Below are 21,604 nucleotides of genomic sequence, written 5' to 3'. Positions count from 1 at the left end.
TTGTGAATTTTAAATGAAATCTGTGAGCAATAAGTAAGTAAATAAAATTAGAATGGCCAGCAATAATATATCACCCGTTGTCGGAAGAAAGACCGTTCGAATCGCCTGAAAAATCGTAATCGGCAAAATACAATGGCGCATAAAGAAACGGAATTTTCGCAGCCATGGAGGCAATAAATAAGGATTGTAGTTTTTTCGCAATGTCCAGACTCCTTTTGCATAGTATATGTGAAGAGCGCAAATAACGTGTTAAAGTATATTCCTCATTCGTGCTTGATATTTCATTAAAAACAGCTTAAAATAAAGTGCAACTATATAATTGAAGCGAAGAATAGGAAGAGTACGTATGAGATCGATGGCAAGAGAGGAAACGGTAGCTGAAAAGTTTCTCCATCAACCATGCAGAAGGTAGCCTAGGAGCTGACTTAGTGAACTGATAGTAGCTAGGGTCCGGTTAAACACCGTTATCGAATGAAGTGCCGATTGGGCATTGCAAAGCTGCATATTGACTGCTTGCGCTTTTCTTTCACTAAAGAAAGCATATGTCAGATAAGGAATGCGAATGCTTGACTAAACCCGATCGGAAATAAAGGTGGTACCGCGAATTAACTCCCTCGTCCTTTTTTAAGACGAAGGGAGTTTTTTATGTCTAATAATAAGGTGACAAAGGAGAAATTCATCATGACGGAAATTACAATGCCAACAAAATATGATCCGCAGCAAACTGAAGCCGGCCGCTATGAATGGTGGTTAAAAGGCAAATTTTTCGAAGCAGATCCAACAAGCGATAAGGAACCATACTCTATCGTTATCCCACCGCCAAACGTAACAGGTAAGCTGCACCTCGGCCACGCTTGGGATACAACATTGCAAGACATTTTAATTCGTATGAAGCGCATGCAAGGATATGATGCACTATGGTTGCCAGGTATGGACCATGCGGGTATTGCGACACAGGCGAAAGTTGAAGAGAAATTGCGCGGTGAAGGTATTTCCCGCTACGACCTTGGCCGTGAAAAGTTCCTTGAAAAAACATGGGAATGGAAAGAAGAATATGCTTCTCACATCCGTGCACAATGGTCGAAATTAGGTTTAGGCTTAGACTATTCTAAAGAGCGTTTTACACTTGATGAAGGTTTATCGGATGCTGTAAAAGAAGTATTCGTTAAACTATACGAAAAAGGCTATATTTACCGTGGTGAGCGTATTATTAACTGGGACCCAGCTGCTAAAACTGCACTGTCAGACATCGAAGTAATCCACAAAGAAGTAGAAGGCGCATTCTACCATATGGAGTACCCGCTTGCTGATGGTTCAGGTAAATTACGTGTTGCCACAACTCGCCCAGAGACAATGTTAGGTGACTCTGGTGTAGCTGTACACCCGGAAGACGAGCGCTATGCACACTTAGTAGGGAAAACAGTTATTTTACCTATCGTAGGTCGTGAAATTCCAATCGTTGCAGATGACTATGTAGATATGGAATTCGGTACAGGTGTTGTAAAAATGACACCAGCACATGACCCGAACGACTTTGAAGTAGGGAACCGTCATAACCTAGAACGCATTTTAGTTATGAACGAAGATGGTACAATGAATGACTTAGCGGGTATTTATGCAGGTATGGATCGTTTCGAATGCCGTAAGCAAATCGTTGCAGATTTACAAGAAGCGGGTGTATTAATCGAAATCGAACCACATGTCCACCAAGTTGGTCACTCAGAGCGTACGAATGCTGTTGTAGAACCATATCTTTCTAAGCAGTGGTTCGTAAAAATGGCTCCACTTGCTGAAGAAGCATTAAAAATGCAGGTTGAAGAAAACGAAAAAGTAAACTTCGTACCAAATCGTTTTGAAAACACGTATAACCGCTGGATGGAAAATATTCATGACTGGTGTATTTCTCGTCAATTATGGTGGGGACATCAAATTCCAGCATGGTACAACAAAGAAACAGGCGAGCTTTATGTAGGAAAAGAAGCACCTGAAGATGCTGAGAATTGGACACAGGACGAAGATGTTCTTGATACATGGTTCTCATCTGCGTTATGGCCGTTTTCTACAATGGATTGGCCAAATGAAGAATCTGAAATGTTCAAGCGCTACTACCCGACAAATACTTTAGTAACGGGCTATGACATCATCTTCTTCTGGGTAAGCCGTATGATTTTCCAAGGGAAAGAATTCACAGGCGAGCGTCCATTTAAAGACGTTTTAATCCATGGTTTAGTTCGTGATGCTGAAGGCCGCAAAATGTCTAAATCACTTGGTAACGGGGTTGACCCGATGGATGTAATCGACCAATACGGTGCGGATTCGTTGCGTTACTTCCTTGCAACAGGTTCATCTCCAGGTCAGGATTTACGTTACTCTACAGAAAAAGTAGAATCTACATGGAACTTCGTAAATAAAATCTGGAATGCTTCTCGTTTTGCATTGATGAACATGGAAGGCCTAACATATGAGCAAATTGATTTAACAGGTAACCTTTCAACAGCGGATAAATGGATTCTATCACGCTTGAATGAAACGATTGACCGTGTTACAACATTATCTGATAAATACGAGTTCGGTGAAGTAGGCCGTGAACTTTACAACTTTATTTGGGATGACTTCTGTTCATGGTATATCGAAATGGCGAAATTGCCATTATACGGTGAAGACGAAGCAGCTAAATTAACGACTCGTTCAGTACTTGCTCACGTTTTAGACAACACGATGCGTTTACTGCACCCATTCATGCCTTTCGTAACAGAAGAAATTTGGCAGCACTTGCCGCATGAAGGGGATTCAATTACAGTTGCTGCATGGCCGACTGTAAATCCGGCATTCAACTTCACTGCAGAAGCAGGCGATATGCAGCTGTTGATGGATATTATCCGTGCTGTACGTAATATTCGTGCAGAAGTGAATACACCAATGAGCAAAAAAGTACCGATGACGATTTCAGCAAAAGATCAACAAACATCGGCAGTGCTTGAAGTGAACAAAGGCTATATTGAAAAATTCTGTAACCCGGATGGCTTAACAATCGGAGCGAATCTTGAAGCACCAGCACAGGCGATGTCAGCAGTTGTTTCAGGAGCAGAGATCTTCATGCCACTTGCAGGCTTAATCAATATTGAAGAAGAAATAGCACGTCTTGAAAAAGAGCTCGACAAATGGGCGAAAGAAGTAAAATTAGTTTCCGGAAAGCTATCGAATGAACGATTCGTTTCAAAAGCACCGGAAGCATTAGTAGCAACAGAGCGCGAAAAACTTGCGGACTATGAAGCAAAATACGCAACAGTTGAAAAACGCATTGCAGAACTGAAAAATATGTAATGCCAAAGAGAGGTACCGTATAACGGTGCCTCTTTCTTTTAATTCAGCTATAATAAAACATATTACATATTAGCCGTATTGGAGAGAGAACATAATGTTTCAAACGATGGAGCAATGCACAGATTTTATTTTTAAATTAAAAGCAAGCCAATATAAAGGTGAACCATTACAGTCAGCAAAGATCATCCTGGATGCGCTTGGCAACCCGGAACAAAAAACAAAATTCATCCATTTTGCCGGTTCCAATGGAAAAGGTTCAACATTAAATGCGGCACGTGAGATTTTTATCGAGCACGGCTTAACGGTCGGCGCTTTCATATCTCCGCATCTTGAGCGTGCAAATGAACGGGTGACAATCAATAAACAACAAATTTCCGAAGAGGACTTTTTACGTATTGCAAATGAAATTGCGGAAGTTATTGAAAATAAATTGGGCGGGAAATTCCCAAGCTTTTTTGAGTTCATGACATTGCTTGCCCTAAAATACTTCTCGGAGCAGTCATTGGATATCGCATTGCTTGAAACCGGTATTGGAGGGCGTTTGGACTCGACAAACGTTGTGACGCCTGAAGTATGTATCATTACAACAATTTCGCTTGAGCATACAGATATGCTCGGTGAGACATATGCCGAAATAGCCGCAGAAAAAGCAGGAATTATTAAGCAAGGTAAGCCGGTCGTTGTAGGAGTAAAAAATGAGGAAGCCCTCGCGGTAATTCAGCAAACGGCAGCACAGCTACATGCTCCGATTTTTACGTTGGGCGAACACTTTTATGTGGAGAATCAAAAAGGTGCTTATTTTGACTACCGAGGGAGTATCATCATCGACAAAATTGAACTTGCTATGGCAGGGGAACATCAAATGGCCAACGCCGCGCTTGCCATTACTGCAGCACATTTATATCTTGAATCCTTTAGTGCGCAAAAAGTAAAATTGGCCTTACAGCATGCGAAGTGGGAAGGGCGTTTTGAAAAAGTGCGCCATAATATTATTTTGGACGGTGCCCATAATTCGGAAGGGACGACTGCCCTCATTCATACATTAAAGGAAACTGCACCACAGCAAAAAGTGAAGTTTGTGTATGCTGCATTGCAGGATAAGGACCATGGTGTAAGTATAAAATTAATGGATGATGTCGCATCTGAAATGCACTTCACACAAATTGATTTGCCGCGCGCGGCGACAGCGAAACAATTATATGAGCAAAGCACACATACAAAAAAGTTTATGCATTCGAACTGGCAGGAGCTAATTGAAAAAGAAATGAATCAATTGGCTGAAGATGAGCTGCTCGTTATTACCGGCTCTTTATATTTTATTGCTGAAGTGCGCAGTTTGTTTGCAGAAAGAGGGTGGATTGCATGATTCCATTACTGGAGGTATACAAAGAGCGTTGGCAAGTGGAAAGTGAACGAGCGATCAAGCCGGGTTTGGACGCAATTGAATCCGCACTTCGTCTGCTTGGGCAGCCTGAAAAACAGCTGAATGTAGTCCATTTAGCTGGAACAAACGGAAAAGGCTCAACATTGGCATTTATTGAAGGAATGGCACGTGAATACGGGTTATCAGTCGGGAAGTTTATGTCACCTTGTATTGTAGATGTTCATGATCAAATACAAATTGATGGCCGATCAATCACTAATGAGCAGATGGACCGGATGTTTCAGCAGTTGGCGAAAGCAGGACTTAGCGGGAAACTGACGGACTTTGAACTATTGACGACGGTGGCGCTTTTATTTTTTGCCGAGCAAAAACCGGACTTAGTGTTAATTGAAGCAGGGATGGGCGGCAGAGAAGACAGTACAAATGTAGTGACACCGATCGTCTCGGTTGTGCCGAGTATCGCTTTGGAACATACGAATTTTTTAGGCAATACATTAACAAGTATCGCATATCATAAAGCCGGCATATTGAAAGAAAACCGTCCGGCGGTAATTGGGGAAATGACAGAAGAGGTTACCGAAGTTTTCGAAAAGGAAGCCGTTCAGAAAAATGTGCCATTATTCAAGTATGGCACCGACTTTTTCGTTTCAAAAAATGAAGGAACCGAAGCGTATGAGTATCCATTACTGCAACTCAAAATTTCAGATTTAAAGCGTCAGCTACCAGGAAAACATCAAGGGCATAATATGGCATTGGCCATTACTGCACTTCTGGAAGTTTTAAAGTATTTCGAATTGCCGCTAGATGTACAAAAGATCCGCACAGGTGTGAATAATGCAATACTTGCCGGGCGCTTTGAACAAATCCGGCCGAATCTTTATTTTGACGGAGCACATAATCCTGCAAGTATTCAGTCATTGGTTGATACGGTAAAAGAACACTTTCCTAACAAACAAATAGAATTTGTCATCGGTTTACTGGCGGACAAGGATGTCAAAACAATTTTGCGGTTATTGGAAGAAGTCGGTGATGCTTTTTATTTCGCCAATATTCATAATGAGCGGGCAATGCAGGCAATGACTCTTTATGAACTTAGTCAGGCGAAGGAAAAACAAATAATAGAAGATGTAAACGAATTTTTACAGCGCCCGGTAATAGGTGGGACAGTTCGAATTGTTACCGGTTCACTCTATTTACTGAGTGAAATTCGACGAAATATGCACTGATGCCGACCAGGCCACAAATCCGGGATAAAGCGCGCATAGTGCGGTTTGAGGCAATTTGAAAAGTATGAATTGCCAAAATAGAAAAGCGGGCTGCAAATAAAGAAGAATAATAGCGAAAACTTTTTAGGGGGAGGCGACAGCAGTCTCCTCTTTTTTTATCGCTATTTTGCTATTGTTGTATGAAAAAGAGATGGAGCTGTGGCAACGATGAAAGCTTTAAGGAATAATGCCATTTTTCAAGCAATGTTCATAGGAAGTATTACAGGGCTTGCTGGCGTCATACTATTTGTTTTTATTCTGCAACTACCTACGACAACCGAAGAAGCTGCAGAAACAATCCCGACTGTTCAAACACCTGAGGAGGAGCAAGTACAACAACAGTATTTTGCATTGCAGCATGGTGTTTTTTCAAATTTTGATAGTGCAGCACAATTTTTGGGGACTTACCCTACGTTAAATAAAGCAGCCGTTGTTAAAGTGGACGATCAGTATTTTGTCTGGTCACGACTGGATACAGAAAAAGTGGAAACCGCATTAACGATTGTACCGACCGGTTTTTATAAAAAAATTACGATTGCGAGCAGCTGTCCTAATCCTGCAGAACAACAGCTGCCGGTCACATTGAAAGATTCGAAATTGTTCTCGAAAGAGGAGACTGAACCAATTGACAAACAACAGGTACCAGAAGACTGGACAGGGCTTATGACAGAAGTTTCAAAGCTTTCCACGAATCCGAATGTTGTTCGTCTGCATATGTTTATAAATTATTTTGAGAGTCTTGATTGCTTGAAAGTAACATTTTAATTGATGAAAACATAATGAAATCGTGTTTTACCCAAATTTGCAAATAGAGTTGGCTGTTGTTCAAATTTCCATTTCTCAGTTACTATAGTGTGTAGGAGGATTGGAAATGAATTTTACTACAAATGAACAACTCATATTAGCTTCTGCTTCACCAAGGAGAAAGGAATTGCTCCAAATGCTGAATGTCCCGTTTGAAATTGTGACAAGCGATGTTGTCGAAACAAGCGTCACTGGCGATACGGTTCATGAATATGTGACAGAAGTGGCATTATTGAAAGCGCGTGATGTGGCTAAGAAATGTCCGAATCATTGTATTATCGGAGCGGATACAATTGTTGTGTTTAATGACCAAATATTGCACAAGCCTGTTTCGGAGGAAGAAGCCGTAGAGCATTTAACGAAGCTTGCAGGAAATCGACATGAAGTGATGACAGCAGTAGCACTTATTTTGGCGGACGGAACAGAGCATACATTTGTAGAAGTAACATCGGTGCTATTTAAAGATGTTTCTCCGCAAATGATCAAGGCCTATGTTCAGACAGGAGATCCCTTCGATAAAGCAGGCGGATACGGAATACAGACGAGTGGCGCCATGCTCGTTGACCGTATTGAAGGAGACTATAATAATGTTGTCGGTTTACCGATTGCTACATTAGTTCAAAAAATGCTTACATTACAACTACTAAAACTACCATTTTAGGAGTGATGTAAATGACGGTCCAACAACCGTTATTGAATATGAAAATCCATGACGTACATGAAGCAGACCGCCCGCGTGAACGCCTCATCCGCCAAGGCGCAAGAAGCCTGTCCAATCAGGAGCTCATTGCCATATTGCTCGGCACCGGCACAAAAAGAGAATCTGTTTTGACAGTAGCCAATCGGGTATTGATTAACTTTGAAAAATTGCATAACTTAAAGCATGCAACACTTGAAGAAATTACCGAGATTAAAGGAATAGGGGAAGCAAAAGCAGTTTTGCTGCTTGCCGCGATCGAACTAGGTAGAAGACTGGCATCGAAAGATTTAGAAGAACGCTTTACAATCCGTTCGCCGGAAGATGCAGCGACCTTCCTAATGCAGGATATGACATCATTACAGCAGGAGCATTTTGTCTGTCTTTTCCTCAACGTAAAAAATCAGGTACTCCACAAACAAACCATCTTTGTTGGGAGCTTAAATGCCAGCATCGTCCATCCACGGGAAATCTTCCGCGAAGCTGTAAAACGTTCCGCTGCTTCTATCATTTGCTCCCACAACCATCCAAGCGGCATCCCGACACCTAGTCCCGAAGATATCGATGTCACAACAAGACTTTATGAAGCCGGCAAAATAGTCGGAGTCGATTTGCTCGACCACGTCATTATTGGTGATCATCAGTTTATAAGTATGAAGGAAAAGGGATATTTCTAAGAAATTCTAGATAACTGGACAAACGTATTAAAGCGTTTGTCTTTTTATTTTTATTTTGCAGTTATTTTATAATTAGGAATTATTACATTGCGATAACAATTATTACGGATTTAAAAATTCGTCGACAATTTTCGCAATCGCAACTTTTATTTGTTATATTCGTCATATGCATGTGGCGATTTTGTTAAATCTTACATATTAATTTTATTTGTCTCGTAACGGAAATAGAAATACAATAGTAAAGTAGTGTTGTAGAAAAAAACATTCGACAAAAGTCGCGATTCGGTGCTTGTAACACTATAATTTTTTGATGTAATTCGTTATAATAGAGCGTATGATTTTGCTAGCATCATAAATTAGAAATCGTTTTAATAAGAAAGGGAGTACTTAATTTGTTTGGATTAGGGAATAAAGATGTCGGGATCGATCTTGGCACAGCTAATACATTAGTATTTGTAAAAGGTAAAGGAATTGTATTACGTGAACCTTCAGTAGTAGCGAAAAATACAAAAACAGGCGATATTGTAGCAGTCGGAAATGACGCAAAAAATATGATCGGTCGTACACCGGGTTCAATCGTAGCTATCCGCCCGATGAAAGATGGCGTTATTGCTGATTTTGAAATTACAACAGCAATGATCCAATATTATTTAAAAGAAGCAATGAAAGCATCGGGTTCTAACTGGAAGAAACCGAATGTCATGATTTGTGTGCCATATGGTATTACTTCAGTTGAGCAACGTGCGGTTATTGATGCAAGCCGTCAAGCGGGCGCAAAAGAAGCATTTACAATCGAAGAACCATTTGCGGCAGCAATCGGTGCTAACTTGCCGGTATGGGAGCCAACAGGTTCGATGGTAGTTGATATCGGTGGAGGTACAACAGAAGTTGCTGTTATTTCTCTTGGTGGTATTGTAACAAGTGAATCAGTACGTGTTGGTGGTGATGCAATGGATCAATCTATCATTGCTTACATCCGTAAAACATATAACTTAACAATTGGTGAGCGTACAGCTGAAAGCATCAAAGTAGAAATTGGTACGGCACGTGCTGAAGGACCTGCTGAAACGATGGAAATTCGCGGACGCGATCTGTTAACTGGCTTACCAAAAACAATTGAAATTACATCAGATGAAATTTCAAAATCTTTACATGAAGCTATTGTAGTTATTTTAGATGGCGTTAAGAAAACATTGGAACAAACACCACCTGAATTATCTGCAGACGTAATGGAGCGCGGCATTGTTTTAACAGGCGGTGGTGCATTATTACGCAATCTAGATAAAGTAATCAGCGATGAAACAAAAATGCCTGTATTTATTGCTGAAGATCCGTTGGATTGTGTTGCAATCGGAACGGGTAAAGCATTAGACAACATCGCTTTAATTCGCGCGCAACAATTGAAGTAAGGAGGACTGGCAGTGCCACATTTTTCTAATAAAAAGTTAATTGTCCTATTAGTAAGCGTGATTTTTCTAGTGGCATTGATTGGTTTCTCTTTACGTGATCGTCATAACGCAACATTACCCGAGAAAATTATTAAAGATACAGTTGGCTTTGCACAATCGCTTGTCGCAAAGCCGGCTAATTACATAACAGGTATTTTTAGCAATATTGATTCGCTGTTAAATACGTATGAAGAGAACCAGCGCTTAAAAATGCGTCTAGAAGACTTTGCCGTCCTGAAGGCGGAAGTAAGTACATTAAAGGCCGAAAATTCTTCATTGCGTGAACTCGCATCAATCGAGGAAAGTTTGCGTGATTTCGACCCAATTCAGGCGACGGTCATCGCGAGAAACCCTGATCAGTGGGAAGAAAAAATTATATTAAATAAAGGGACAGCAGATGGTGTTGAAAAAAACATGGCTGTTATGACTTCTCGAGGGCTAGTTGGTAAAATTGTCATCGCAACACCTTATACTTCCGAAGTGGAATTGCTTTATACGAATAATGAAAACTATCGTGTATCAGCAGTAGTACATGATGAAAAGAATAAGGAAATTCATGGTTTAGTAGAAGGTTATGACGTTGAGCGTAACGAATTATTATTAAAGCGTATCGATTCCAAAGTTGATCTAAAAGAAGGCGGAAAAGTATTGTCTTCCGGACTTGGCGGAATCTTCCCGAAAGGTATCTTAATCGGTGAGATTACAGAAGTAACAACTGATGATTTCGGTTTAACGAAAATGGCCTATGTCAAACCAGCAGCAGATTTTTCAATGATCGAACATGTTATTATTGCTAAGCGCAAAACAATTTCTGTAGATGGTTCTGACGGTGGAAGTACAAATGAAGATTTAGTAAATGGACCAGCCGATGAAAATGAGGGGGATGAGTAATGCTCGCTCGATTTTTAATTGGCTTCGTTGCTGTCTTGCTATTTTTGCTTGAATCTGAATTCGCCGTTTTCTCCCCATTGCAGTTGGGGGAAGGAATCTATTATTTGATTCCGCGTTTTTTAATTTTATATTTAATCTTTCTAGCCATTTATTACAGCCGAAAAAAAGCCATGATTTATGGTCTTATTTTTGGACTTTGTTTTGATGTGTTTTATATTAATATTATTGGTCTTTATACGGTTTTATATCCCGCTATCTGCTATGTCGCGGCATGGTGTGTAAAACGTGTTCATCCACATTTAGTATTTTCTACGATTTTGGCATTATTGCTAATGATTGTTTTCGAATTTGTTGTATATGAATTTTTCTATATGCTCCAATTTACAACGATGGCGCTTCAGCCGTTTCTAGTGAATCGATTAGTTCCGACAACAATTGGTAATCTATTATTTTTGATAATGCTTGCATGGGCGTTTAAATATTGTCTTAGCGCTCGTGTATTTCAACGGGCACAATAGCATTTAAAAAAAACGAAAAGAAACAAATCGGATCTGTAATCCGCTTGTTTTTTTTCGTTATTATGTAGCGCGAGGTGACTTGAAAAAGCTATGAAAAAACAACTTATCCATATTAAAGGAACAAAAGATGGGTTAGTACTTCGTTTGGATGACCAGTGTTCTTTTTCCGAGTTGGTAGAAGAACTTGGAAAAAAAGTTACAGACGGCCATCTGGATGGTAAAATAGATGTACAATTGCACTTAGGAAGACGTTACTGTACACAAGAACAAAAAGACCAGCTTACTGAAATTGTGGAAGAACAGCAAAAACTATGTGTGAAAAAGATTCAAAGTGATGTCATTACATTAGAAGAAAGCCATAAACTGCTTGAGACAAGTCGCTTTGAAACATATGTAGGCATTGTGCGTTCCGGACAAACGATTCGTGTAACAGGTGATATACTTGTGTTAGGTGATGTCAATCCAAACGGACGTATTGAGGCAGGGGGTAATGTACATATTGCGGGTAAGTTAAAAGGCATTGTGCATGCAGGCATGGGTGGCAATGAACAAGCAATTGTATCCGCGTCACATTTTGAACCGACACATATATTAATTGGGAATTATGTGGAAGTAATGACGAACGAGTCGCAATATATATTAGATAATACCGATCAAATTTTTGCCTATCTTGGAGAAAATAAGGTAATAGCATATGATAGAATCCAGGAAATAAGAAATGTACGACCGAATTTATCAACATTCAAAGGAGGAAGCTAAATGAGTGATGAAGAATTATTATTCTCTAAGAATACTGATGATACTGGAGCTCAAAAAGCTACCTTATATAAGGAAGGGGCCGCTAATGTGGGAGAAGCAATCGTTATAACTTCAGGAAAAGGTGGGGTAGGGAAAACTACTACGACTGCAAACCTAGGAACGGCATTGGCACTTCAAGGAAAGAAAGTTTGTCTAGTCGATACGGATATCGGACTGCGTAATTTAGATGTTATATTAGGCTTGGAAAATCGGATCATTTATGATTTAGTGGATGTAATTGAAGGCCGCTGTAAAACGCATCAGGCATTAGTAAAGGACAAGCGTGTAGATGAACGTTTATACTTGATGCCAGCTGCCCAAAACACAGACAAAAACGCCATCAACCCAGAACAGATGAAAGCTTTGATAGATGAGTTGAAGCGTGAGTTTGACTATATTTTAATTGATTGTCCGGCTGGTATTGAGCAAGGCTACCGCAATGCGGTCGCTGGTGCGGATCGTGCCATTGTTGTGACGACACCTGAAATTTCAGCAGTAAGAGATGCGGATCGAATTATCGGACTATTGGAGCAGGAGCCGATCGAACCGCCGAAACTTATTATTAACCGAATCCGTAAAAGTTTGATGAACAACGGAGATGCGATGGATATTACAGAAGTAACTACACATTTATCGATTGATTTATTGGGAATCATTGTCGATAGTGAAGATGTTATTAGTTCATCCAATAAAGGTGAACCAATTGTCATGAATCCTAACAACAAAGCATCACTGGGATACCGTAATATCTCACGCCGTATATTAGGTGATTCTGTGCCGTTAATGTCCTTGGAAGATGATCAGCCAAAAGGCGTTTTCGCGAAACTAAAAGCATTATTTAAATAAGAAGTAAGCTGTATGGGATAAAATCAATTATTCTTTACAGCTTTTTTCTATGTACAGGCTTTCTTGAATTGTATTGTCGTTCCTGACATATAATAGTGCAAAAAGATTGGATGGTGAGCTTGAAAAAATGGCAGTGGCTCATCGCGAGTATTGTCTTTGTTGTTATTTATAGCTGTAATTATTATGGGGATATCGCTACAAAACGTGTCATTCATTCCATTGTCTATAGTTCAGATGATTTAGTCATGATGCGAAAAGCGGTTGTGAATATGTTGTCTAATGAAGACCAGCAGCTCCCTGTTAGTGCAGATGTATCGATTAGTCAATTACAGCTGTTTGAGACGATTGATCGTTTTAATGACGGATATTTACTCGTGTATGAAGAACCGTTCGTATTAAATGCATTGTATGATGGGATGATTGTGTTTACGGGACATACAAAGTATAACGGAAAAACGGTCTCGGTTGTTTATGATACAGGCGATACGGTTACATTTGGATTTGTGGACGACTTCTATGTTTTACCATACACGACAGTGACAAAAGGAACTATTGTCGCAACGAAAAAAAGTGGGGAACTCTACATTCAGATTGAACGTAACGGGGAAGTTTTAAATATGGAAGAAACGATTCGCTGGCTAAAGGAACAGCCGATTTAGATGAAAGTTACGATTCATCCATTATTTTTGTTACTGCTCTTATCAATTGTTTTATATGGTGATATTGCTTTATACAGTATTATTATTGTTTCGCTATTATTTCATGAATTAGGTCATTTTATCGCTGCAAAGCTAGTCGGAGCAAAAATAACGCAATGTAAAATTGTTCCGTACGGCGGGGAGATGACGATCAAGGATGAATTGCAATTATCTTATCAGCAGCTGATCATTATCGCTATTGGCGGACCGGTTGCAACATGTGTGGGAATCTTTATCAGTTTATTTCTGCCTGATATGCTGAGTGCGAGATTAATAGAAGTGCAGTTATTTATTCTTGCTATTAATCTTATTCCTATTTGGCCACTCGATGGTGGAAGAATAGTATGTTACAGTATTTTGAAACGGCGGCCGTTTTCTAAAATTTTCGAATTTTATTTAACGGCTTCTTTTTATTTACTTACGGTAACAATTATCGTACTATTATATTTATTGCCGCAAACATTATCTTTAGCAATTATATGCCTCTTTTTATGGAGCAAAGTAATTGGAGATTGGAAATATCGAAAATACCGTTCTGCTTTTGAAAAAATAGTAATGAAGCGGTTGACTTGATAATTTCGGTGTGGTAGTATTTTAATGTTATTGTTTGTAGCACCCGTGCTACTGCAACCGCGCTGAACAGGTTTAAGTATCTTTATAGGTCACCTGCAATTCCGGGCGAGTCTGAGTCTAAGAGGAGGTGCATTTTAATGTACGCAATTATCGAAACTGGTGGTAAACAAATCAAAGTTGAAGCAGGTCAAGAAATCTATGTTGAAAAACTAGGTGTGGCTGCTGACGAAGTCGTTACTTTTGACAAAGTTTTATTCGTAGGTGGAGAAACAGTTAAAGTTGGAGCTCCAACAGTTGCTGGCGCTACTGTAACAGCGAAAGTTGTTAAAGAAGGTAAGCAAAAGAAAATTACTGTTTTCAAACTTAAAGCGAAAAAGAACTACCGTCGTAAGCAAGGTCACCGTCAACCATATACAAAATTAGTAGTTGAAGCTATCAACGCTTAATAAGTAGGTGACGGACATGATTACAGTAACTATTTATAGTGATGAAAATCGTAAATCGTATGGATTTGAAATTTCAGGACATGCTTTATCGGATATCTATGGTCGTGATTTAGTTTGTGCAGGTGCTTCTGCTGTTGCCTTTGGTGCAGTAAACGCAATCCCGCAAATTACAGGAATTACTCCTGAAATCGAACAAGGTGCTGAAGGTGGTTACTTAAAAGTAACTGTTCCACAAGCTGAACTGAATGATGAAACAGACGCTAAATTACAAGTTATTCTGAACACAATGGTAACGCAGTTCTATACAATGACTGCGAGCTATTCAGAATATATCGAATTGAAATATAAAATGATCTAGGAGGTGGAACAGAATGTTATTATTAACTTTAGATCTTCAATTCTTCGCATCTAAAAAAGGTGTAGGTTCTACTAAAAACGGACGTGACTCTGAGTCTAAACGCCTTGGTGCTAAACGCGCTGATGGTCAATTCGTAACTGGTGGTTCAATTCTTTACCGTCAACGCGGTACAAAAATTTACCCAGGTACAAACGTAGGCCGCGGTGGTGACGATACATTATTCGCAAAAGTTGACGGCGTTGTTAAATTTGAACGCTATGGTCGCGACAAGAAAAAAGTATCTGTATACCCTACAGCTCAAGAAGCATAATTCTTGCAATGAAAGGACTGCATTTATTGCAGTCCTTTTTTTAAGTTTTTACACAAATTCATAGTTGAATGCAGAGATGCCTTTATGGAAATGGATGATTGAAATTTTCTTAAGTATTGAATATGTATGAGTATGAAGTATGGAAGGAAAATAGATGAAATACTTGTTATACTAATAATATTGGAAAACGGAGTGTGTGAAATGACCGTTTCAAAATTAACTGTAAGTGAAGCATTGCGCTTTGCGAATCATGATTATTTGAATCAGCTTCATTTAATTCAGATGAACTTAGATTTAGGACGAGTGGACGAGGCAAAAAAGGTGATTTTTGACCAGTCTGAACATTGTAAAATACTTTCGAACATCAATCGACTTCAATTAACGCAAACAGTTGAATGGCTTCATACCCTATGTTGGCGTTATCCGGCTTTACAGCTAAACATGACAAGTGATGTAAGTACACCAATACAAAGCAAGTACGATGAAGCGATTGTTCAATACTTGGAAAACACAATTATTCATGTTTACGACAAGCTTGATCCATATGAAGAGCATCAATTACTGTTAAACATCGAAACATATGAAGATAAATGGAATATTTCATTTCATTTAAAGGGAAAATGGGAACAGTCGCCATTTTCAATAGAACAGAATATTTTTAATGTGGAAACATATGAACAAACGAATACAAGTTGGAAATATGTTCTTCACGTATGAGGAGTGAAAGAAATGTTTGTCGATCACGTAAAGATTTATGTTAAAGGTGGAGACGGCGGGGATGGAATGGTTGCCTTCCGTCGTGAAAAGTATGTACCAAATGGTGGTCCGGCAGGTGGAGACGGAGCACGTGGCGGTAACGTTATTTTTGAAGTAGAAGAAGGATTACGTACATTAATGGATTTCCGTTACAAACGTCATTTCAAAGCTGAACGCGGAGAGCACGGAATGAGTAAAGGGATGCACGGTCGTCGTGCAGAAGATTTAATCGTTAAAGTGCCACCGGGAACAGTTGTAATGAATGCTGAAACAAAAACAGTCATTGCCGATTTAGTTGAACATGGCCAACAAGCTATTATTGCTAAAGCCGGCCGTGGCGGACGCGGTAACTGCCGTTTTGCGACACCTTCTAACCCTGCACCGGAATTAGCCGAAAAAGGCGAGCCGGGTCAGGAACTGGAAGTAATTTTGGAGTTGAAAGTATTAGCAGATGTTGGATTAGTTGGTTTCCCTTCAGTAGGTAAATCAACATTACTATCTGTTGTTTCTTCTGCAAAACCTAAAATCGGCGCTTATCACTTTACAACGATAGTCCCGAACTTAGGTATGGTGGAAACAGATGATGGCCGTTCATTCGCAATGGCAGATCTACCTGGTCTAATCGAAGGCGCACACCAAGGTGTCGGATTAGGGATGCAGTTTCTGCGTCACATTGAGCGTACACGTGTCATCGTACACGTAATCGATATGTCCGGTATGGAAGGCCGTGAACCTTATGATGATTATGTAACAATCAACAACGAGCTTGAACAATATAATTTACGATTACTTGAGCGTCCTCAAATTATCGTAGCAAACAAAATGGATATGCCGAATGCGGAAGAAAACTTGGAAGAGTTTAAAAAGAAAGTAGGCGAAGACGTAAAAATCTTCCCGATTTCAGCCGTTTCCCGCCAAGGTTTAAAGCCGTTGCTATTTGAAATTGCTGATCTTTTAGAAGTAACACCGGAGTTCTTATTGCATGATGTAATCGACGAAGAGTCAGATGCGGTAGTAATGTACAAGCATGAAGGCCAAGGTGGCGACTTCGAAATTACACGTGATGATGATGGTGCATATGTGCTTTCAGGATACACAATCGAACGCCTATTCAAAATGACTGACTTCAGCCGTGAAGACGGTATTCGACGCTTTGCTCGCCAGTTACGTGCGATGGGTGTCGATGAAGAGTTACGTAAACGCGGTGCTCAAAATGGCGATACTGTACGTTTAATGGAATTTGAATTTGACTTTGTCGACTAATTAAGTGGGGGATGACGATGAAAAACGTAGCAAATCAGCGATATTATTTAGTGCGTGAAGATGTCCTGACAGATGCGATGCAAAAAACATTGGAAGCAAAACAATTATTGCAAAAAGGATCTGTTTCGTCCATTTGGGATGCGGTAAAAGAAGTGGATTTATCTCGCAGCGCATTTTATAAATATCGTGATGCGGTTTTTCCTTTCCATTCGATTGTGCAAGAACGTATTTTAACGGTTTTCATTCAATTGCAAGATCGAAAAGGTACACTTGCCAAATTACTCGAAACTGTATCTGATGCCCATTGCAATGTACTGACGATTCACCAGACGATTCCGATTCAAGGACGTGCCAATGTGACGCTTTCTTTAGATGTTACAAGCATGTCTTATGAGCTGGATGAACTTATTCGCAGCTTAAATCAACTTGAATTTATCGAATCTGCTGAAGTGATCAGTTCAGGCGCATTTTAACTTTTCTTCAAGTGAGATGTCCCTGTGCATTTTCATCAGAATATAATTAAATAAAAATTGCTGTCCAATAAGTTTTAGGGCATATTGGACAGCTTTCTTTATTGATTGAATTTCCAGAAAATTTAGAACTTATAATCGAGGTGCTTATTAATGTCAGAGAAAAATTGGGAAAAAAGAGTTGCTTACCTAGGTCCGGAAGCATCATTTACATATTTAGCGACAAAGGGTTTGTTCCCGAATGATTGGCATATTCCGTACAAGTCTATTCCGGAATGTATAGAAGCTGTATCAGAGGGGAAAGTTGAGCTGGCGGTTGTCCCTGTGGAAAATGCGCTGGAAGGCTCTGTTCCGCTGACAATTGACTATTTGTATCATGAATCCGAGCTTTTCGTTACAGCTGAAGTCATGTCGAAAATCCAGCAGCATTTATTAGTAAATAAAAAATTCGCGGAAAATAGCGAGGCAATCGAAGAGATTTATTCACATCCGCATGCTTTGGCACAATGCCATAAATATTTATATTATAATCATGGTGACGTAAGGCAGACTTCGTATTCTTCAACAGCTGCCGCAGCAGAGCTTGTTTCACAAACAGAAGACCGCTATATCGCTGCAGTTGCGAACCTTTCTGCCGCTGAAAAATATAATTTACATATACTCGAACATAATATCCATGATTTCCATTTTAATCATACGCGCTTCTTCGTTTTATCGAAGCAAAATATTAAGCATGGTTTAGTACCGTTGCATGCACAGCCGAAAACAACCTTTATGCTTACATTACCAACAGATGTGTCTGGTGCGCTGCATCAAGTACTTTCGGTATTTGCTTGGCGTAAACTGAACTTGAGCAAAATTGAATCGCGACCACTTAAAACAGGACTCGGGAATTATTTCTTCATAACTGATATACTAGCAGATGAAGAGGAACCGATGATGAAAGGCGCAGTGGAAGAACTGATTGCGCTAGGCTGCAAAGTGAAGTCACTCGGGACATATTATACATACGTCACACCGGAATGAGGTGAAAAGCATGAAGCGAATCTTATTATTTGATGGAGAGTGCAATTTCTGTGATGCTAGCGTCCAGTTTATTATAAAACGTGACCCGAAAGCATTGTTTCAGTTTGCCTCGCTTCAAAGTGATGTGGGAGTAGCTTTGTTGAAAAAGTATGATGTGCCGGAAACAACGGACAGTATTGTGTATATAGAAAATGATCGACATTATACGGAATCGACGGCCGCGCTTAAAATTACACGAAATTTATCAGGTTTGTGGAAGATGTTTTATGTATTTATCGTTGTACCAAAACCGGTTCGCGATCTTGTGTATCGCTGGATTGCCAAAAACCGCTACAAATGGTTCGGGAAAAAGCAGGAATGCATGTTACCGTCACCAGAACAGCGAAAACGATTTTTATAAAATGTACAGGTGCACTCTGCTTTATGCGGAGTGCTCTTTTTGTTTATTAGGATGCGTCGGGCGTTTTATTAGAACAATGGTGCTGGTTATTAGAAAAATTAAGCCGTTTATCAGAAAAAGCAACGTGGTTATTAGAACTTGGATGAATTTTGAAGACGCATTCGAGTTTTTTAATACGTATAGGGCTGAAAAAAATGGGCGTACCGTTTATATTAGAATATTGCTGCAAAGTATTAGAACATCGGGACGGTATATTAGAAGATCGCCATTTTATTAGAACATAATAATTTATTTTATAAGATCTGCAAAGATATTAGAAATTCTGTTTAAGAAATCAAACTTTCCTATAATGGGGCTCGTCTAATTGATGAAAGGAGGTATTTCGGTGGAAGGTTATTTAATAAATGATACCGCTAACTTAACAAATGAAGCGATTATAGATGAACTAATGCAACATTACGGAGAAGACGTATTAAAGCTTGTCATGCAATATGTACATAACAACTCGGTTGCCGAGGATCTGACACAGGAAATTTTCGTGAAATGCTACAAAGCACTTCCTTCTTTCCAATATGGCTCGTCGTTAAAAACTTGGCTTTGGCGCATTGCAATTAACCAATCAAAAGATTATCTGAAAAGCTGGTATGCCAAAAATGTTGAAGCAAAAGATGATGAAGTTTTTATGCAAGTGGAAAGCAGTATTTCCGTAGAACAGGAAGTTATCCAGCAGCAGGAAGATGATAATTTAGTAAAGGCGGTCATGGCGCTGCCGGTCAAATACCGTGAAGTAATCTATTTATGTTATTACGAAGATCAGACGATGAAGGAAATGGCCGATGTACTGCAAATTAATGAGAGCACAGTAAAAACAAGACTTCGAAAAGGGAAGCAGCTATTAAAACAACATCTGGAGCGTGAAGAAAATGGATGATCGTTTAAAAAATTTGAAAAAAGCGATGGATCGCACTGCCTTTTCCAGCACGAAGTTTACAGATCAGCACAAAGAAAATGTTCAGCGACAGATAAGCGCTGATGAATTGAAAAAGGTTATTTTATCACTACTTTTTGAAGCAAAGTCCGGTATTGAAATTACGCAATTACTCCATGTAAGGGGAATACAGGATGTCGTCAACAATGAGGGGATGGTCTATTCAATTCTTCATAAACAGGAAAGCAATGGATTTGTACGTGCTAATTGGGAGGAAGGCATTAAGCGGTACGAGTTAACGAAAAGCGGTAAAAAACAATTACAGCAAGACGGGCATGTGAAACTGACATTGAAGGAACGTCTATTGGGGGTGCGCATGCATGCAGAGTGAAAGGTTTTTAAGTAAAGTAACCGCCTTTATTCGTTCGAAGGAAGCTCAGGTTCATGTTTATGACGAATTAAAGCATCATATTGAACATTCGAAAAATGCATGGATGAAAAAAGGATATACACCGGAGGAAGCCGAACGAAAAGCAATCGAAGAAATGGGATCTCCGTCCGAAATCGGGAAATCGATGGACGAAATTCACCGGCCGAAAATGGACTGGTTGCTGATTAGTTTGGTTGCCATTCTATTAGGTGCAAGTTTTATCCCGATTTTATCATTTGACAGTACCATCATTTTTGGGACTGATATGACCGGTTATTTTATACGAAATAAATGGCTGCACCTTTTATTTGCCGTAATATTGATTGCAGCATTAATGTATATCGATTATCGTAAGCTGGAACGCTTCAGTTTAGCTATATATTTTGGTGCCCTTATTTTGTTAATGGTATTAAATTATTTTCCGACAGCTATGGTGCAAGGGCAAAGCTATTTAATGGTAGGACCGATTCAGATTCAGGCTTGGACCGTTTTACCGTTGCTGCTCATTGCTTGGGCAGGCTTTTTTACGCAAAGAAAACTTAAAAGCTGGCAGTTAATCGTCTTATTTGTTTTGCCGTTATGGTTTATTTTAAGTGCACCAAGCCTGGTAGTGGCCCTCATTTATGCCGGGGTAGTGACGGTTTTATTTTTTGTTAGCGACTATTCCGCCAAGACAAAAGTTGTGACAAGTATATTGGTAAGCGGGTTTATAGCGAGCAGCATGTTCTTGGTCGTTCCCCGGCTGCACGATTATCAGCTTGTACGGTTATACGCATTTTTGGATCCGGCTAGCTATGCGACAACGGAAGGCTATGTTTATTTGGCAGTTAAAAATGCACTAGATGAAGCAGGATGGTTGGGGGCAGAAACGATTCGTTACATTCCGGAAGGGCATACAGACTTTGCATTAGTACTGCTTATTCAGGAATTCGGATATATTGCAGGGATTGCCATTGTTTCGGTATTATTTGCCATCGCCATTCGTATACTTTGGAAAGTGAACCGATTAACCCGTTCCTATGGCAAAATGCTTGTAATTGGAACAGTATCTTTTTATTGCATGCAGTTTGGATATTCTGTTGCCATGATACTTGGCTGGTTGCCGATTATCGGATTATCGCTTCCATTTATAAGCTATGGTTTTACACCTCTCCTAATAAACTCATTTGTCATCGGGATTGCACTAAGTGTATATCGCCGGAAAACATTCATCAGAAGTGGTATTCAACGGAATTATTCATAAGAAAAACAGCTTATTCATCTGACAAGTGTCTTCTGAATAAGCTGTTTTAAC

Annotated in this window: 25 protein-coding genes and 2 other annotated features; of the genes, 24 read left to right on the top strand and 1 reads right to left on the bottom strand. The window is 39.7% G+C overall.

What is annotated here, in order from left to right; genetic code table 11:
- Positions 1–9: 9 nt before the first annotated feature.
- Positions 10–201: a hypothetical protein gene (locus AC0VXV_RS13135; RefSeq protein WP_339172208.1), complete on the bottom strand. Its 192-nt coding sequence runs from the start codon at positions 199–201 to the stop codon at positions 10–12.
- A 117-nt stretch (positions 202–318) separates the two neighbouring features.
- Positions 319–625, top strand: a binding site (T-box leader).
- 56 nt (positions 626–681) lie between these two features.
- On the opposite strand from AC0VXV_RS13135, the gene AC0VXV_RS13130 reads away from it, so the two are divergent.
- From AC0VXV_RS13130 to AC0VXV_RS13015, 24 genes are all read left to right on the top strand, one after another.
- Positions 682–3,324, top strand: a complete 2,643-nt coding sequence (locus AC0VXV_RS13130) for a valine--tRNA ligase (protein WP_475531467.1) — start codon at positions 682–684, stop codon at positions 3,322–3,324.
- A 94-nt stretch (positions 3,325–3,418) separates the two neighbouring features.
- Entirely contained in the window at positions 3,419–4,690 is a 1,272-nt protein-coding gene (locus AC0VXV_RS13125; RefSeq protein WP_475528621.1) for a bifunctional folylpolyglutamate synthase/dihydrofolate synthase, read from the top strand.
- Positions 4,687–5,934 (top strand): bifunctional folylpolyglutamate synthase/dihydrofolate synthase, encoded by a 1,248-nt coding sequence (locus AC0VXV_RS13120; RefSeq protein ID WP_475528619.1) that lies wholly within the window; start codon positions 4,687–4,689, stop codon positions 5,932–5,934. The genes AC0VXV_RS13125 and AC0VXV_RS13120 overlap by 4 nt, the downstream gene beginning before the upstream one ends.
- 207 nt (positions 5,935–6,141) lie before the next feature.
- A complete protein-coding gene (locus AC0VXV_RS13115; RefSeq protein WP_475531466.1) occupies positions 6,142–6,738 on the top strand; it encodes a translation initiation factor 2 in 597 nt (198 codons plus the stop codon).
- A 106-nt stretch (positions 6,739–6,844) separates the two neighbouring features.
- The gene (locus AC0VXV_RS13110; RefSeq protein WP_475528617.1) at positions 6,845–7,438 is read left to right on the top strand and encodes a Maf family protein; all 594 of its coding nucleotides are present in this window, start codon (positions 6,845–6,847) and stop codon (positions 7,436–7,438) included.
- An 11-nt stretch (positions 7,439–7,449) separates the two neighbouring features.
- Complete coding sequence (gene radC, locus AC0VXV_RS13105) at positions 7,450–8,151, top strand: RadC family protein (RefSeq protein WP_475528616.1); 702 nt, start codon at positions 7,450–7,452, stop codon at positions 8,149–8,151.
- A gap of 392 nt (positions 8,152–8,543) precedes the next feature.
- Positions 8,544–9,560: a rod shape-determining protein gene (locus tag AC0VXV_RS13100; protein ID WP_079528052.1), complete on the top strand. Its 1,017-nt coding sequence runs from the start codon at positions 8,544–8,546 to the stop codon at positions 9,558–9,560.
- A gap of 12 nt (positions 9,561–9,572) precedes the next feature.
- Complete coding sequence (mreC, locus tag AC0VXV_RS13095) at positions 9,573–10,490, top strand: rod shape-determining protein MreC (protein WP_413078391.1); 918 nt, start codon at positions 9,573–9,575, stop codon at positions 10,488–10,490.
- Positions 10,490–11,008: a rod shape-determining protein MreD gene (gene mreD / locus AC0VXV_RS13090; RefSeq protein ID WP_475528614.1), complete on the top strand. Its 519-nt coding sequence runs from the start codon at positions 10,490–10,492 to the stop codon at positions 11,006–11,008. Before mreC ends, mreD begins: the two co-directional genes overlap by 1 nt.
- 90 nt (positions 11,009–11,098) lie before the next feature.
- Entirely contained in the window at positions 11,099–11,767 is a 669-nt protein-coding gene (locus tag AC0VXV_RS13085; RefSeq protein ID WP_475528612.1) for a septum site-determining protein MinC, read from the top strand.
- Positions 11,768–11,854: 87 nt separating this feature from the next.
- Entirely contained in the window at positions 11,855–12,652 is a 798-nt protein-coding gene (gene minD / locus AC0VXV_RS13080) for a septum site-determining protein MinD (protein WP_475531465.1), read from the top strand.
- Between the two features lie 119 nt (positions 12,653–12,771).
- Positions 12,772–13,311, top strand: coding sequence for a hypothetical protein (locus AC0VXV_RS13075; protein ID WP_475528610.1), 540 nt, complete (start codon positions 12,772–12,774; stop codon positions 13,309–13,311).
- Positions 13,312–13,923, top strand: a complete 612-nt coding sequence (locus AC0VXV_RS13070) for a site-2 protease family protein (protein WP_475528608.1) — start codon at positions 13,312–13,314, stop codon at positions 13,921–13,923.
- Between the two features lie 45 nt (positions 13,924–13,968).
- Positions 13,969–14,046 (top strand) — a sequence feature (ribosomal protein L21 leader region).
- Positions 14,047–14,060: 14 nt separating this feature from the next.
- Entirely contained in the window at positions 14,061–14,369 is a 309-nt protein-coding gene (gene rplU, locus AC0VXV_RS13065) for a 50S ribosomal protein L21 (RefSeq protein ID WP_079528040.1), read from the top strand.
- A 16-nt stretch (positions 14,370–14,385) separates the two neighbouring features.
- On the top strand, positions 14,386–14,727 hold the full coding sequence (locus tag AC0VXV_RS13060) for a ribosomal-processing cysteine protease Prp (protein WP_008405207.1): 342 nt from the start codon (positions 14,386–14,388) through the stop codon (positions 14,725–14,727).
- Positions 14,728–14,740: 13 nt separating this feature from the next.
- Complete coding sequence (rpmA, locus tag AC0VXV_RS13055) at positions 14,741–15,037, top strand: 50S ribosomal protein L27 (RefSeq protein WP_008405208.1); 297 nt, start codon at positions 14,741–14,743, stop codon at positions 15,035–15,037.
- A gap of 201 nt (positions 15,038–15,238) precedes the next feature.
- The gene (locus tag AC0VXV_RS13050; RefSeq protein ID WP_475528606.1) at positions 15,239–15,754 is read left to right on the top strand and encodes a Spo0B domain-containing protein; all 516 of its coding nucleotides are present in this window, start codon (positions 15,239–15,241) and stop codon (positions 15,752–15,754) included.
- 12 nt (positions 15,755–15,766) lie between these two features.
- The gene (gene obgE / locus AC0VXV_RS13045; protein ID WP_350477559.1) at positions 15,767–17,056 is read left to right on the top strand and encodes a GTPase ObgE; all 1,290 of its coding nucleotides are present in this window, start codon (positions 15,767–15,769) and stop codon (positions 17,054–17,056) included.
- A gap of 17 nt (positions 17,057–17,073) precedes the next feature.
- The gene (locus AC0VXV_RS13040; RefSeq protein WP_008405215.1) at positions 17,074–17,529 is read left to right on the top strand and encodes an ACT domain-containing protein; all 456 of its coding nucleotides are present in this window, start codon (positions 17,074–17,076) and stop codon (positions 17,527–17,529) included.
- A gap of 150 nt (positions 17,530–17,679) precedes the next feature.
- Entirely contained in the window at positions 17,680–18,552 is an 873-nt protein-coding gene (gene pheA / locus AC0VXV_RS13035) for a prephenate dehydratase (RefSeq protein ID WP_475528604.1), read from the top strand.
- Positions 18,553–18,562: 10 nt separating this feature from the next.
- Complete coding sequence (locus AC0VXV_RS13030; RefSeq protein ID WP_475528603.1) at positions 18,563–18,952, top strand: thiol-disulfide oxidoreductase DCC family protein; 390 nt, start codon at positions 18,563–18,565, stop codon at positions 18,950–18,952.
- Positions 18,953–19,337: 385 nt separating this feature from the next.
- Entirely contained in the window at positions 19,338–19,883 is a 546-nt protein-coding gene (locus AC0VXV_RS13025; RefSeq protein ID WP_475528601.1) for a sigma-70 family RNA polymerase sigma factor, read from the top strand.
- Positions 19,876–20,271: a helix-turn-helix transcriptional regulator gene (locus AC0VXV_RS13020; RefSeq protein ID WP_475528599.1), complete on the top strand. Its 396-nt coding sequence runs from the start codon at positions 19,876–19,878 to the stop codon at positions 20,269–20,271. The genes AC0VXV_RS13025 and AC0VXV_RS13020 overlap by 8 nt, the downstream gene beginning before the upstream one ends.
- Positions 20,261–21,553: an FtsW/RodA/SpoVE family cell cycle protein gene (locus tag AC0VXV_RS13015; RefSeq protein WP_475528598.1), complete on the top strand. Its 1,293-nt coding sequence runs from the start codon at positions 20,261–20,263 to the stop codon at positions 21,551–21,553. Before AC0VXV_RS13020 ends, AC0VXV_RS13015 begins: the two co-directional genes overlap by 11 nt.
- The last annotated feature ends 51 nt before the right edge of the window (positions 21,554–21,604 follow it).

Source organism: Solibacillus sp. iso_87 (genome assembly GCF_056173085.1).
The sequence above is the reverse complement of the archived record's forward strand: the minus strand, read 5'-3'. Positions and strand labels throughout refer to the sequence as shown.